Raw genomic sequence first — 14,113 nt, forward strand, 5'->3', positions numbered from 1 at the left:
GACGCCAGCACAGCGCGTCCGGGGATGCGCCGGGGGAAACCATGACCGATCGCCTGCCCGAATGGATACTGCGAGACCTGTCTCTGCCCCGCCTGAAGCGCTACATCCGTGCCGCGCACGGTGACGCCCGGGCCGCGGAACGCCTGTACTGGTGGAACATCGAAGTGTCGGCTGCCCTGCTCGGTCCTCTTCACTGCCTCGAACCGGCACTTCGCAACGCCCTGCACAACGCGCTCGTCCTGCACCACGGCAGGCCGGACTGGTGGACGGCGGCGCCCTTGAACGAGCGCGGACGCAAGCTTGTGGACGGTCGGCCCCGGCGCACGTGCCGAGGACAAGGGCCGCACCCAGGCTGACGGCGGGGTCCCACTCGTACTCCCGCGTGATCTGCACGGTCAGCGGATCGCCACCGGGGATGCCGCGGTCGTACCCGCGATCGCCTGGGACAGGGCGCGAGCGCTGGTGAAGTACGAACTGGCCGAAGGGGACATTCTCCTGACCCGGACCGGGACCGTGGGCCGCTGTGCCCTGGTTGCCCGGGAGCACGTGGGCTGGTTGTTCCACCCCAACCTGGTACGCCTTCGGCTACCTGGGGCGGGGCCTGTCGGGGCCGCGTATCTCGCCGCGTATCTCAGCGCGACGGCCGCACAGGACTGGATCAGTACACGAACGGCCGGCGCGGTCATTCCCTCGCTGAGCATCCGTGCCCTGGGTGAACTGCCGGTCCTCGTGCCGCCGGCCGCCGAGCAAGCGGCGATCGGTGCCACACTCGCAGCCCTCGACGACAAGATCCAGGCACATACCGAGATCGCCCGCGCGACTCGCGCCTACCGCGGTGCGCTCGCCGACGCCCTGATGAACGGCATCCTGTCGGCCGAGGGCTGAGCCGACGGGCTCCGCCCTAGACTGGACGTGTGGTGAGCACCCGAGGCATGGACCCAGGCACGGACCCAGGCACCGACTGGAAGACCGATCTGCGGCAGCGCGGTTACCGGCTGACTCCGCAGCGGCAACTCGTGCTCGAAGCCGTGGACACCCTGGAGCACGCGACCCCCGACGACATCCTCATCGAGGTGAGGAAGACGGCGTCGGGGGTCAACATCTCCACCGTGTACAGAACCCTGGAGCTCCTCGAAGAACTCCAGCTGGTCAGTCACGCGCACCTGGGGCACGGGGCGCCGACGTACCACCTCGCGGACCGGCACCACCACATCCACCTCGTCTGCCGTGACTGCACGAACGTCATCGAGGCCGATGTCGAGGTGGCCGCCGAGTTCCGGGCCAAGCTGCGGGACACGTTCGGCTTCGAGACCGACATGAAGCACTTCGCGATCTTCGGCCGCTGCAAGGACTGCGCGGGCGAGAGCGCGACCGCTAAGACTTCAACTACCGAGTCGTAGGCTTACCCGTATGAAGAGCCCCCTGTTGTCCCTGCCCGGCGCCGTCTCCGCCGAAGGAGTGGACGAAGGCGTCGCCGCCCACTACGGCGACCTGTTCCGTGAGCAGCGCACCCTCGCCGACGGCACCGGTTTCGTCGACCTCTCGCACCGCGGGGTCGTCGCCGTCACCGGTGACGACCGGCTGAGCTGGCTGCACCTCCTGCTCACCCAGCACGTCAGCGACCTGCCCACCGGCGTCGCCACCGAGGCCCTGATCCTCTCCGCACACGGCCACATCGAGCACGCCCTGTACCTCGTCGACGACGGCACCACGGTGTGGATGCACACCGAACCCGACACCCAGGAGGCGCTGATCGCCTACCTGGAGTCGATGAAGTTCTTCTACCGCGTCGAAGTCACCGACCGCACCAGCGAGTTCGCGGTCGTCTACGTCCCCGCCGGCTCCATCGCCGAGGTTCCGGCCGGTGCCGTCGTGCGCGAGACGCCGTACGGCCGCGATCTCTTCCTCCCGCGCGAGGACCTGGAGTCGTACGCCGAGAAGTCGGGCCCGCCGGCCGGGATCCTCGCCTACGAGGCGCTGCGCGTCGAGCACCACCGCCCCCGCCTCGGCTTCGAGACCGACCACCGCACCATCCCGCACGAGCTGGGCTGGATCGGCACGGCGGTCCATCTCCAGAAGGGCTGCTATCGGGGGCAGGAGACCGTCGCCCGCGTGCAGAATCTCGGCAAGCCGCCGCGCCGCCTGGTCTTCCTCCACCTCGACGGCAGCGAGGTCCATCTCCCGGGCCACGGCACGGAGTTGAGGCTTGCGGAGGAGGGGGTGGAAGGGCGGAAGATCGGTTTCATCACGACGTCCGTACGGCACCACGAGCTGGGGCCGATCGCCCTCGCGCTGGTGAAGCGGAACGTGCCGTTGGACGCGCCGCTGCTGGCCGACAGCACGGCGGCGGCCCAGGAAGTGGTCGTAGAGCCCTAGTTGTGGGGTTTTGGTTGTGGGGTCTCAGAGGTCGATCACCACGGTGAACGGGCCGTCGTTCGTGAGGGAGACGCGCATCTGGGCGCCGAAGCGGCCCGTCGCCACCGTGGCGCCCAGTGAACGGAGTTGGGCCACCACCTCGTCGACCAGGTGCTCCGCGATGTCGCCGGGGGCAGCCGCGTTCCAGGTGGGGCGGCGGCCCTTGCGGGCGTCGCCGTAGAGCGTGAACTGGCTGATGACGAGAAGCGGCGCGTCGATGTCGCTGCACGACTTCTCGTCGTTGAGCATGCGGATCGACCAGAGTTTGCGGGCCAGTTGGGCCGCCTTCTCCTTGGTGTCCTCGTGGGTGACGCCGACGAGGACGCACAACCCCTCGCCCTCGACCGTCTCGCCGTCGACCACGACACTCGCGCTGTCCACTCGCTGCACCACTGCTCGCATGGTCCCCATGATGCCGTGCGGAGGAGAACGGCTCCCGGCGGGCCTATTTTTGATGCTTAACCCCCCATCTGGGGCCGTTCGGGGGCACTCGGTCACATAGCGGCCAGCTGGGGTGGCACGATGCTGTCCACACGCCGGTCGAGGGGACGGTTCAGGCACATGAGCACACCGAGTACCGGGCAGCCCCATGGGCCTGTCTCGCTGATCCGCGCGGGAGGAGCGGCCACGCGCCGCCCGCCCGTGCAGCGCGTCGACAGCCCGCTGCTGCCCGCCGAACCGCCCGCACCCGACCTGACCGCGCTACGGCTCCCGGAGCTGCGCGCGCTGCGCCGCGACGCCCAGCGCGACGAGGCCGACCTGAGTTACGTACGACGGCTGCTCCAGGGCCGGATCGACATCCTGCGCGCCGAACTGGCCCGGCGTTCCCCGGCCGGCGCGGCATCGGTGGTGGACCGTCTCTCGGAGATCCTGACCGACGCACCGGCCCGCCACCGCTCCTCGGCCCGGCACGTCACGCTGGGCACGCCGCACAGCGAGGAGTACCGGCTGCTGGCCGCGGAGATGCTGGCCGAGGTCGAACTGTCCGACCTGGAGGCCCGCACCGACCTGGAGCTGACCACGGCGATGGGCCGCCTGGTCCGCTACGAACAGCAGGTGTCCCGGCGCCGTCAGCTCCTCCAGCACACGGCCGACGGCTGTAGCGCGGAGATCGCCCGCAGGTACCGTGAAGGAGAGGCACAGGTGGACGACCTGCTGACGTGAGTGACGTGAGGGGCCCGATGTGACGGCTGAGGGTACGGACATTGTCGACGGGGCCCCTCCGGTGCTGGCGGAGGTGGTCCGCTCCGGCTTCGTCGAGAGCCGGCACCGGGGCAGTCTGGTGGTCCTGGCCGCGGACGGTTCGGTGGACCTGGCCCTGGGTGACGTGACGACCCCCGTCTTCCCCCGCTCCTCCAACAAGCCGATGCAGGCGGCGGGCGTCCTGCGCGCGGGCCTCGACCTCAGCGGCGAACGCCTCGCGATCGCCGCCGCGAGCCACTCCGGCGAACTCTTCCACCGCGATCTGGTACGCCGACTCCTCTCCGAACACGGCCTGGAAGCGGGCCAGTTGCAGTGCCCCGCGGACCTCCCCCTGGACCCCGTCGAGCAGGAGACGTACCTGGCCTCGGGTGCCGTGCGCGACCGCGTCGCCATGAACTGCTCCGGCAAGCACACGGCGATGCTGGCGGCGGCGGCGCTGCGGGGCTGGCCCCTGGATTCGTACCTGGACCCGGACCACCCCCTCCAAAGACTTATCCACAGGGTTGTGGAGGAACTGTCGGGCGAGCGGGTGGCCGCCGTGGGCACAGACGGCTGTGGCGCCCCGTTGATGGCGATCAGCTTGACCGGCCTGGCCCGCGCCTTCCGCTTCTTCGTCCTGGCCGCCCCGGGTTCGGCGGAACGCCGGGTCGCCGACGCGATGCGGGCCCACCCCGAGTACGTCGCCGGCACCCGCCGCCCCGACACGTGGCTGATGCGCGCGGTACCGGGCCTCCTGTCGAAGATGGGCGCGGAGGCGGTCCAGGCGATCGCCCTCCCGGACGGCCGCGCACTGGCGTTCAAGGTGGAGGACGGAGCGGGCCGAGCGCTGGGACCGGTCCTACGGCGAGCACTGGACCTGATGGACGTACCGACCGGGGAGCTCGGGAGGGCGGCTGTGCTGGGCGGGGGGCGTGAGGTGGGGGAGATCCGGGCGGTGTTCTAGGGGGCCGGGGTCCTGTACTGCCTCGCGGGCCGGAGGGGTCGCTGGAAGCTGGGGGTAAATCTAACCACCGTAATGAGCTTTGAATGGTTAGAAATGACCCCAGCTTCCAGGGGAGGCCGTAGGAGTGCCTCAGGGGCGACAGTGTGCTTCTGCCTTTCATCCTCCAGCTCGTTCACTCTTTCGGCGGAGGGTCGGCACTACTCAGCCTGTCCGGCGCCTGAGGACGAGGCCGTTCAGGCCGAAGCGGGGGTCTGGGGGCGGCAGCCCCCGGGGACGGGAGGGGTAGGGGCGGCGGGGGCGAGAAAAATCCCCGAGACACCCCGCCGCTCGCACACCTAGCGTGATCCCATGACCAGTCACCCCCAGGATCTCGCCGTCCGCCCAATCACCGAGCCCGAGATCCCCGACTGGATCCGCGCCCTGAACACCGGTTTCCTCCGCACCCCGTCCGTATCGGACGAAGAGATCGCCGACCGCGCCACCTACATCGACCCGTCCCGCACCCTCGGCGCCTTCGACGGCCCCCGCTGCGTAGCGACCTTCCGCTCCTTCCCCCAGGAACTCACGGCGGTAGGCGGCACCCCGGTCCCCGCGGACGCCATCTCGAACGTCACCGTCACAGTCACCCACCGCCGCCGAGGCCTACTGACCCGCATGATGGCCCAGGACCTCGCGGCGGCGAAGGAGCGCGGCGACGTCGTAGCCACCCTCATCGCCGCCGAGTACCGGATCTACGGCCGCTACGGCTTCGGCCCCGCCACCTCGGCGACCCAGTGGGAGATCGACGTGACGAGGGCGGGCCTGGACCCCCGCTGGTCGGCGCCGGAGGACGGCGGCCGCATCGACCTGGTGGACGGCGAGGACGTACGCAGACTCGGCCCCGAACTGCACGAGCGCCTGCGCCGCACCCAGCCCGGCGCGATCACCCGCGACGACCGCTGGTGGCAGGTCACCACGGGCGTCGTACGCCTGGAGCGCGCGCCGTGGACGGAGCCGTTCTACGCCGTCCACCGCGCGGCGGACGGCGAGGTGCAGGGCATGGCAGCGTACGTCTGCGACGACACGTGGACGGACGCCAAGCAGCCGCAGGACACGGCCACCGTGATGAAGCTGATCGCGACCACCCCGGCCGCCGAGCGCGCCCTGTGGCGCCACATCTGCTCGATCGACTGGGTGACGAAGGTGAAGTCGGGCTGGCGTGCCCCCGACGACCTGCTGCCCCTCCTCCTGCCGGACCCGCGCGCGGCGACGATCACGACACAGGCGGACTGGTTGTGGGTGCGGGTCCTGGACGTCGTACGGGCCATGGAGGCGCGGTCGTACGAGGGGGAGGGCACGTTGGTGTTCGAGGTGGTCGACGGGGCCGGGCTTGCCGGTGGGCGCTACCGGTTGGAGGCGTCGGCGCAGGGCGCGTCCTGTACGCCGACCACGGAGAGCGCCGAACTCACCCTCGATGTAGGAGAGTTGGGGACGCTGTGGCTGGGTGACGAGTCGGCCGTACGGCTCGCGGCGCTGGGCCGGGTGCGGGAAGAACGAGCGGGCGCCGCCCGTGTGGCCGACGCCCTGCTGCGTACGTCCAGGCGGCCATGGTGCCCGGACATCTTCTGATCCTGAACGACCCTTCCGCCGATGCCTGTTGATGGACTGGACTCATCCGTAGCTGTTCAGTTGTGGTCCTGGTGCCGGCCGCCGGGCTCTCGGCTCCCCTCCAGGAGAGAGACCCAGGCGGCCAAGTCGGTCAAGTTGGTGACCAACTCTCTTCTAGTTATCTCCTCTTGGGTACGTCTCATAACCACCTTTCCTTGAACTGCCCAAAGATGGCGGGAAGTTGTAGTGTTTGGTCGTGGACCCGGAACACGCCACCGTCAATGGACGGACGAGGTCACCACGGCCACAGTGGTCACACCGCGAGCTGGCCGACGAGCTGCGCACCCGGATCAGGTCCGGTGTACTGCGGCCCGGCCAGCGCATGCCCACCCAGGCCAAGCTGGCGGACGAGTTCGGCGTCGAGCGCGGGGCCGTACGACAGGCACTGCGCATCCTCCAGTCCGAGCGACTGCTCACCAACGTGTCCAAGGGCAGTCCGGCGACCGTGGCCCCCGACCTCAACCTGGCCCTGACCGGCCCCGGAGCCCCGCCCCAGCCCACGATGGTGGGCCTGGGGCCGCGCATTTCGGAGGCCTTCGCGCAGCCGCACGTCGAGATCGAGGCCCTCTGCCTGACCGCCGTCTCGCTCACGCTGGCCATCGGCGAACCGCTCCGTCAGATCCACGCCGGACGTCTGAAACCGGCCAAGGTCGACGTCCGGGTGCTGCTGCCGAGCAGCGACATCGACCTCGCCTTCCCCTCCCGCGTGGACGCCCCGGCCGACAGCCGGCTGCAACGCCGCTGGCTGGCCCAACGCAACGCCCAGGGACAGGTGTTGAAGCACAACCTGCTCGCGTTACGCGCGACGCACGGCATCGACGTGCACATCACGTTCCGCGCGCTGCCCTTCACCCCGCCCGTGAAGCTGTACCTGCTCAACGGCTCGGAGGCGCTCTTCGCCTACTACACGCTGACCCAGCGCGAGGCGGAGATCGGCCACGAGCAGGTGGAGATGTACGACGCGGAGGGCACCCAGTCGATGCTGTTCGCCTTCGACCAGGGCGCGGGACTGCGGGACACGACGTTCGTCGAACAGTCGCACCTGTGGTTCAACGCACTGTGGGAGACGATCAGTTCGGAGCTCACGCTGACACCCACGAGCTGATCGCCTCCCGCAGTGGCTGACCTGATGTGACCTTGGGGGCGGCCTTCGGGTCGTACGGTCACAGGGCCGGTCCGGTGACCAGCAGGGCCAGGACGACGGCCCCGATGGAGCTGATGGCCGGGCTCTTGGCCTTGATGCCGATGGAGAGCAACAGCAGGCCGATGATCCCGGTGGCGCCGTACTTCCACTGGACGATCTGCTCGAAGCCGACGACGAAGACGGCGGAGAGGAGGGCGATGGCAGGCACGGTGGTTCCCCCTTCGGGCTGTGGAAGCAAAACTTCCACCAACTTGGAGAAGTTGGCAGCCAACTCTGCTTAAGTTGTTCCCGATTGGCACCTACTCACACCTACTTACAATCAGGTTCCAAACAACTCCCCTTAGATGGGGCAGAGTTATACCGTTTGGTCGTGACCCAGGAGAACGTGGCAGTGAACGGCAGCAGAAGCTTCTCGCCCCAGGAGATCGCCGACGCCCTACGCGACCGCATCCGCACCGGCGACCTCAAGGCAGGAGACCGCCTGCCCACCCAGGCCGACCTGGCAGAGGAGTTCGGCGTGGAACGAGGCGCCGTACGCCAGGCACTGCGACTCCTCCAGGAGGCAGGCCTCCTGACGAACGTGAGCAAGGGGAGCCCGCCGCGGATCGCGGTGCCGCCGACGCCGACAGCGGGTGAGCCCCAGCCGACCATGGTCGGCCTGGCTCCGCGCCTGTCGGACGCGTTCGCGGCATCGAGCGTACGCGTGGACGTCGTGTGCCACACGGCGGAGACACTGATGCTGGCCCTGGGCGAACCCCTCCGCCAGATCCACGAGGGCCGCCTCAACCCCCAGTCGATCGAGGTCCGCATCCTGGTCCCCTCCAAGGAGATCACCCTCGCGTTCCCCGTCCCGGCCGACGGCAGCGGCGAGGACAACTCGGTCCACCAGCGCTGGCTGTCCATGCGCAACGCCCAGGGCCAGGTACTTCAGCACAACCTGCTGGCCCTGAGAGCCACGCACGGCATGGACGTACACGTCACCTTCCGTGCCCTGCCCTTCACCCCACCCGTGAAGCTCTACCTCCTCAACGGCCAGGAGGCGCTGCTCGGTTACTACATGCTCACCAGACGCGAGGAGGAGTACGGCACCCAGACCCTGGACATGTACGACGTCCTCGGCTCCCAGTCCCTCCTCTTCTCCTTCCTCCGCCAGACCGGCGAGCGGGACGCGGCCTTCGTGGATCAATCACAGCTGTGGTTCGACGCCCTCTGGGAAACCATCACGACGGACCTGACACTCTCCTAGTGACTCCTGATACGGCGCAGACTGATCCGGTGACAGAAGAGACAGGCAACGTGCGTGAACTGATCACCGGTGCTCGCTTCGTCCTTTTCGACTTCGACGGTCCCATCTGCCAGCTCTTCCCGGGGATTCAGGCCGCGGAGAACGTGGCGAAGGATCTGGTGGCCTGGCTGGAACGGCAGGGGCTGAAGGGACTGCTGACGGAGAGAGAGCGGAAACATCCCGACCCGCATGTCGTCCTGCACGCGGTCAACAAGCGGCACCCCCGCAGCGATCTGGTGGACGAGTTGGAGGAACTGCTCACCCAGCACGAACTCAAGGCGGTCGACTCGGCGTTGCCCACCCCGTGGGCGGATCCCCTCATACGCACCTGGAGCGCCGTCGCCATCCGCCTCGCCGTCGCCACCAACAACTCCCCGCGCACGGTGACGGAGTACCTCCACGGCCGGGGCCTGCTGGAGTGCTTCACCCCGCACGTCTACGGCCGCACGAACGACCTCGAACTGCTGAAGCCGAACCCCCACTTCCTGAACCGAGCCCTGCGCGCCATGGGTGCCGCCCCCGCGAACGCCCTGATGATCGGCGACACACCCTCGGACTTCGAGGCGGCGCGGCAGGCCGGTATCCCGTTCCTCGGCTACGCGCGTAACGAAGAGAAGGAAACGTCGCTGCGTGAGGCGGGGGCCGAGGTCGTCGTGAGATCCCTGGAGCCTGTCCTGCGGCAGCTTCGAGGGGGGACCTGACGCCTTAACAACAGTGCAACCTGGCGGTGCGATCAGCGGTCGGCAGGTCCGGTAACATTCGGCCACCGTGTGAGTAATCACTCGCTGTTCGTACGTATCGAGAGACGAACACGACAACCGAACGCATCGATCCGAACGACCTCACGCAGAAGAGTGGCAAACCACCCACTGTAGCCACTTGAGCGAGGCGCTGGGCGTACGGATTACACCTGCACGGTCAGCGCCGTGCAGACATTTCACGTCCCGTGCGAACAACCCGGAGCGGCCAGTGGGCGCACCAACCGTTTCCCGTGATCCTGTCGACGGGGAACGCGCCACGAAAGACCTGCCGGCCATTCTGTCGGAGGACGAGGCCGAGGACATTCTGCGGCACGCCGCCGAGTCGGGCCGCCGGATCCACGGGTATCACAACGACAACTACGTACTGACCCTGACCGACGCCTTCATGGCCGCACGCGTGGGACGCGACCCCGGTGCGCATGTGACCGTGCGGATGCGGCGCCGTGACGTGCTGCCCGTGGTGATCCGGACCTGGGACAGCGAGACGGAGATCCTGCGCGCCATCGGCGCTGTCCTCAAGCACATCCCGGAGTCCCTCGTCAGGGCCGGCGGGTTCGTGGTGCACAGCTATGTGGAAGGTGAACCGCTCTCCCGGACGAGCGAATACGGCGCGCATGTCGACCGTCCCCGGATCGAGCAGCTGACCGGGCTGATGGCCCAGATGGCCCAGGTGGGCCGGGAGTCCCTGCCACCGTTGCCGGACGACTGGCCGGCGGACGGGGAAAGCCAGGGCTTCTTGCGCGCTCTCGTCCATCAGACGGACAGACAGATCCGACAGGCCAACTGGCCTGAATTCGGCAGCCTGTTCAACGATCTCGGGGTCGCGGACGACGCGCTGGAACAGCTCGCCGACCGGGTGCCGGACATGAAGGAACGGCCGTACAGCCTTCTCCACACGGACCTTCACCGGGACAACGTGATCGTGACGGACGGCGGTAATCCGCCCCTCGTCTGCGTCGACTGGGAACTCGCGACCTACGGCGACCCCCTGCACGACCTCGCGACCCACCTGGTCCGCATGGGCTACCCGTCCTACCAACGACGTGTCGTGACCGAGGTGTGGGCGGACGCCATGCGCGCCGTCCGGCCCGCCGCCGTCCACGGACTGGACGAGGACCTCAAGCACTACATCGCGTTCGAGCGGGCGCAGTCCGTCTACCCGGACATCATGCGGGCGGCCAGGTCGCTGACGGAGAAGTTCGACCAGGAGAGCCTGGACCGGGCGACGCGGGCGGTGCGGAAGGCCCTCAAGGCCGCGGCCGTGTCGCTGTGGCTGCCTCGGGTGCCTGACCGGGCCGAGATCGCGTGGGCGATCGAGCGCTGGCTGGAGTCCAGACGCCGCAGCGCGGCGAACGAGGAGCAACCGGACGTCCTCCCCGTCTGGGTTCCGGACGAGGCGGTGAAGGAGCACGCCGACTTCCCCTTTTGGGCGGTGAGCGAGGCGCTGGCCGCGGCGGCGGGGCCGGTGCCGGGCGGCCCGGTGTTCAAAGGGACCGTTCACCTGAACTCCGTCGTACGGGTGAAGAACATCAAAGCCCCGGTTGTCGTACGACGTATGGCCGCGGACTTCTGCCGACGGGAGCCCACCTTCTTCAACGAGCACGAGGTACTGCAGGCCATCGAGTCGTCGAAGGTCGCGGCAGCGGTGCCACGTATCTTCGCCCTGGGGAAGAGCCATCGGGAAGAGCCCTTCGCCATCCACACCTACGAAGGCCCTCCGGACCTCCGACGGCTGCCCGACCACCCGGTGGACGGTCTGCTCCCGCACGAGGCGGACGGGCTGATCGACCAGCTCTGCGCACTGACGAAGCTGGACTACCGGTTGATCGCCCCGGAGGCCGGCAGGGGCGGCTTCTACACCTGGCTGAGTGAGCAACTCGTGGACCTGGTGGGGAACCTGCCGGAGAAGTCGCGGCGCGTGGCCCGGTTCCTCGGCCTTCCCGATGCCGCCGGACTTCGGGTCATGCTGGCCCGCCACGGAATGACCCATCGCAGACCGGCTCTGCTGCACGGCGATCTGAACCCCTGGAACCTGGTGCGCCGCGACGACGCTCTCGCGCTGACACTCATCGACTGGGAGATGGCCGTGGTCGGCGACCCGCTCTACGAGTTGGTCCGCCACATGCACCTCACGCCGACGCGCCGGGAGATCCGCGAGCGCATGTTCGATCGCTGGGAAAGAAGGCTGGCGTCCGAGTTCACCGACGGTTGGCGCCAGGACTGGCACGTCTACCGCAAGGTCGAGACCGTCCGCTCCGCCTACATCGACCTCGACCGCCTGGTCACCGGAGTGAACCTCGACGCCCCCAACGTCCGCAGGGCGATCGACTCCTACGCGGTGACCCTGGCGCTCGCCACCGGTTCCCTGGGTCTCCCCGCCCGCCCGATGGACAACCCGCACCTGACACTGACCAATGCACCGGCCTAGGCGGTCCGGACCGATGGGCGGGCAGGGCGGAACTCAACCCGAGGTATCTCAGCCCGCGGCGACGAACAGCGGCATCAACTCCTCTTCCTCGTAAGCCAGATGCGCCTCCAGCGCCGCCGTCAACCGCTCCACCTCCGCGCGGATCACCGCCGCCTCCCCGGTGCTCGCGAGCGTCTCGCGCAGTTCCTCCACCAGTTCCGCGATCCGTTTGTGTTCCTCGCGGAGGCGGGTCAGGGCCGGGATGGCGGCCGGGTGGCGTTCGGTGATGAGGGGGAAGAGGACCGTGTCCTCGCCGGTGTGGTGGTTGTGGAGGCCCTGGCAGAACGTGAGGCAGTTGACGCGGAGTTGGGCGCCGAGGGTGGTCGGGTTGGGGCCGGTGGTGAACTCGGCGCGGATCAGGGAGAGTTCGTGGCGGAACGCGTCGTGGACCACCTTGATGGCCTCGCCGAAGGATGTCGCGTCGATGGTTCCCGGGCCGCCCTGCGCCAGGCTGTGGAGGGCTACGACCGGGATCACCCGGTCGGTCTTCTCCTGGTACGTCGCCCAGCCCGGGTCCGCCTCCACGGCTCGGGCGAAGAGCCGGTCGCGCTCCTCGCCGGTGAGGACCTCGGCCCGTGCCTCGTAGGTGAACACGCCGCTCTCGACGGTGACTTGGGGGTGGGCGACGAGGTTGTGGAACCAGTCAGGGTGCCGGTCGGAGCCGGCCGCCGAGGCGATGACGAGGACCCGGTCCCCGTCGGGGAGGTAGCCGACGGGGGTGGTGTGCGGGGTGCCGGTGCGGGCGCCGGTGGTGGTGAGGAGGAGCAGGCGGGCACCCTCGAAGTAGCCGCTCATACGGCCCCGGTTGGCGCGGAACTCGTCGATGACGGGCTGGTTGAAGTCGTTGGGCATGCGGTGGTGATCTCTTCTCTCTGTCGCTGCGCGCGGATGTGGTGACTCGAATTGACTTCGACTGGGACGCAGTGACAGACGGCGGGCCCCTGGCCCGCCACGGCCTCACTCGGAGGCCGGGTACCCGACTCGCTCACGGCACAAGGCCGACCCGGCAGTCATGAGGAGGACGGTAGCGTCCGTCGTATGACTGATGCCACCGAATTCGAGGACATGCCTACGACCACCCTCGCCGATCTGCTCGGCCACGCGCAGGTGTTGGACCTCGGGGTCCGGGCGTTGTGGGGGCCGATGTCGCGTCTCGCCGGGCCGGCCTTCACCGTGCGGTGCCCGCCCGGCGACAACCTCATGCTGCACGCGGCCATCTACCGCGCCGAGCCCGGTTCGGTGGTCGTCGTGGAGTCCGGTGATGTGGAGTACGCGCTCGCCGGGGGGAATGTGTGCGCCGTCGCGCAGCGGCGCGGGATCGCCGGGTTCGTCGTCGACGGGGTGATCCGGGACGTGGGGGAGGTACGGGCGGCCGGGTTCCCCGTGTTCGGGCGGGGGGTCGTGCCGATCCCGGGGGTCAAGAAGGCCGTGCTGCCGTTGAACGAGCGGGTGCGGTGCGGGGGCGTAGCCGTCGACGCCGGGGACGTCGTGGTGGCCGACGAGGACGGGGTCGTGGTCGTGCCGGGTGCGCGGCGGGCCGAGGTGCTCGCGGGGGCGTTGGCGCGGTTGGCCCAGGAGGGCGCCGAGAGCCTCGACGAGTGGGAGGCCGCGCATCGGGCCCGGGTCGACGAGCTGCTGCGCGCGGGCGGGTTCGAGGGATGACGGGCGTGGCGTAGGCGAGGAATGGCTGACGGGCGTGGCGTGGGAGCGGATTGTGTCCGATCCTGTTGGCGATGCTCCTCTTCCTCGATGTCGACGGGACGCTGCTCCCCTTCGGTGCGTCGCGGCCCTACCCGGTCTACGAACCGGGCTTCGCGCCGCCGGCCGCCGCCGCCCCTCCGCTCCTGACCCGGATCGACCCCTCGCTCGGGTCGCGCCTCGCCGCGCTGCGGTGCGAACTCGTGTGGGCGACGACCTGGATGGACGATGCCAATGTGTGCGTCGCGCCCTGGCTCGGGTTGCCCCAACTCCCCCTGGTGGACTGGCTCGAACCGGCGGAGGGGAGTGAGAGCGAGGGGGAGAGTGCGGTCGGCGGGCGCCTGCACTGGAAGACCCGGTCGCTTGTCGCCTGGGCCGCCGGGCGGCCTTTTGTGTGGGTCGACGACGAGATCCGGGACGCCGACCGCGACTGGGTCACCGCCCACCATCCCGGACGGGCGCTGTTGCAACGCGTCGACCATCGGTACGGGATCACGGGCGCGGACTTCGCTGCGATGGAGGCGTGGTTGGCGGTCAACCTGTAGTGGGG

15 protein-coding genes are annotated in these 14,113 nt (G+C 69.0%); 12 read left to right on the forward strand and 3 right to left on the reverse strand.

Going from position 1 to position 14,113, the window contains the following annotated elements; translation table 11 throughout:
* Positions 1-300 precede the first annotated feature (300 nt).
* Genes OG226_RS27410 through ygfZ form a run of 3 tightly spaced genes read left to right on the forward strand, consistent with a single transcriptional unit; the run spans position 301 to position 2,376 of the window.
* Positions 301-885 carry a restriction endonuclease subunit S gene (locus tag OG226_RS27410; RefSeq protein ID WP_329350293.1) on the forward strand — a complete coding sequence of 195 codons (585 nt, stop codon included), beginning with the start codon at positions 301-303 and terminating at the stop codon, positions 883-885.
* Between the two features lie 47 nt (positions 886-932).
* Complete coding sequence (locus tag OG226_RS27415) at positions 933-1,400, forward strand: Fur family transcriptional regulator (protein ID WP_328686445.1); 468 nt, start codon at positions 933-935, stop codon at positions 1,398-1,400.
* Between the two features lie 10 nt (positions 1,401-1,410).
* Positions 1,411-2,376: a CAF17-like 4Fe-4S cluster assembly/insertion protein YgfZ gene (ygfZ, locus tag OG226_RS27420; protein WP_328682121.1), complete on the forward strand. Its 966-nt coding sequence runs from the start codon at positions 1,411-1,413 to the stop codon at positions 2,374-2,376.
* Between the two features lie 24 nt (positions 2,377-2,400).
* On the opposite strand, the gene dtd is transcribed toward ygfZ, so the two are convergent.
* Positions 2,401-2,817 (reverse strand): D-aminoacyl-tRNA deacylase, encoded by a 417-nt coding sequence (dtd, locus tag OG226_RS27425; protein WP_329350294.1) that lies wholly within the window; start codon positions 2,815-2,817, stop codon positions 2,401-2,403.
* Between the two features lie 159 nt (positions 2,818-2,976).
* On the opposite strand from dtd, the gene OG226_RS27430 reads away from it, so the two are divergent.
* The 4 genes from OG226_RS27430 (at position 2,977) to OG226_RS27445 (ending at position 7,313) form a co-directional block, all read left to right on the forward strand.
* Positions 2,977-3,579, forward strand: coding sequence for an RsiG family protein (locus tag OG226_RS27430; RefSeq protein WP_328682125.1), 603 nt, complete (start codon positions 2,977-2,979; stop codon positions 3,577-3,579).
* 19 nt (positions 3,580-3,598) lie between these two features.
* A complete protein-coding gene (locus tag OG226_RS27435) occupies positions 3,599-4,561 on the forward strand; it encodes an asparaginase (RefSeq protein ID WP_329350296.1) in 963 nt (320 codons plus the stop codon).
* A gap of 348 nt (positions 4,562-4,909) precedes the next feature.
* Positions 4,910-6,169, forward strand: coding sequence for a GNAT family N-acetyltransferase (locus OG226_RS27440; RefSeq protein ID WP_328682129.1), 1,260 nt, complete (start codon positions 4,910-4,912; stop codon positions 6,167-6,169).
* A gap of 229 nt (positions 6,170-6,398) precedes the next feature.
* Entirely contained in the window at positions 6,399-7,313 is a 915-nt protein-coding gene (locus OG226_RS27445) for a winged helix-turn-helix domain-containing protein (RefSeq protein WP_328682130.1), read from the forward strand.
* Between the two features lie 58 nt (positions 7,314-7,371).
* Here the strand turns inward: OG226_RS27445 and OG226_RS27450 are convergent, their stop codons facing one another.
* Positions 7,372-7,560, reverse strand: coding sequence for a hypothetical protein (locus OG226_RS27450; RefSeq protein WP_019062567.1), 189 nt, complete (start codon positions 7,558-7,560; stop codon positions 7,372-7,374).
* Between the two features lie 156 nt (positions 7,561-7,716).
* Here OG226_RS27450 and OG226_RS27455 point away from each other — a divergent pair, with 156 nt between their 5' ends.
* From OG226_RS27455 to OG226_RS27465, 3 genes are all read left to right on the forward strand, one after another.
* The gene (locus OG226_RS27455; RefSeq protein WP_328682133.1) at positions 7,717-8,598 is read left to right on the forward strand and encodes a winged helix-turn-helix domain-containing protein; all 882 of its coding nucleotides are present in this window, start codon (positions 7,717-7,719) and stop codon (positions 8,596-8,598) included.
* On the forward strand, positions 8,598-9,338 hold the full coding sequence (locus tag OG226_RS27460; protein ID WP_328682136.1) for an HAD family hydrolase: 741 nt from the start codon (positions 8,598-8,600) through the stop codon (positions 9,336-9,338). The genes OG226_RS27455 and OG226_RS27460 overlap by 1 nt, the downstream gene beginning before the upstream one ends.
* Positions 9,339-9,606: 268 nt before the next feature.
* The gene (locus tag OG226_RS27465; RefSeq protein ID WP_328682138.1) at positions 9,607-11,826 is read left to right on the forward strand and encodes an aminoglycoside phosphotransferase family protein; all 2,220 of its coding nucleotides are present in this window, start codon (positions 9,607-9,609) and stop codon (positions 11,824-11,826) included.
* Between the two features lie 48 nt (positions 11,827-11,874).
* On the opposite strand, the gene OG226_RS27470 is transcribed toward OG226_RS27465, so the two are convergent.
* Positions 11,875-12,717, reverse strand: a complete 843-nt coding sequence (locus OG226_RS27470; protein WP_329350299.1) for a nitroreductase/quinone reductase family protein — start codon at positions 12,715-12,717, stop codon at positions 11,875-11,877.
* A 186-nt stretch (positions 12,718-12,903) separates the two neighbouring features.
* On the opposite strand from OG226_RS27470, the gene OG226_RS27475 reads away from it, so the two are divergent.
* Entirely contained in the window at positions 12,904-13,527 is a 624-nt protein-coding gene (locus OG226_RS27475) for an RraA family protein (RefSeq protein WP_329350300.1), read from the forward strand.
* 71 nt (positions 13,528-13,598) lie between these two features.
* Positions 13,599-14,108 (forward strand): HAD domain-containing protein, encoded by a 510-nt coding sequence (locus tag OG226_RS27480; RefSeq protein WP_328682143.1) that lies wholly within the window; start codon positions 13,599-13,601, stop codon positions 14,106-14,108.
* The last annotated feature ends 5 nt before the right edge of the window (positions 14,109-14,113 follow it).

The organism is Streptomyces sp. NBC_01261 (assembly GCF_036226385.1).
In the GTDB taxonomy this organism is placed as follows: Bacteria; Actinomycetota; Actinomycetes; order Streptomycetales; family Streptomycetaceae; genus Streptomyces.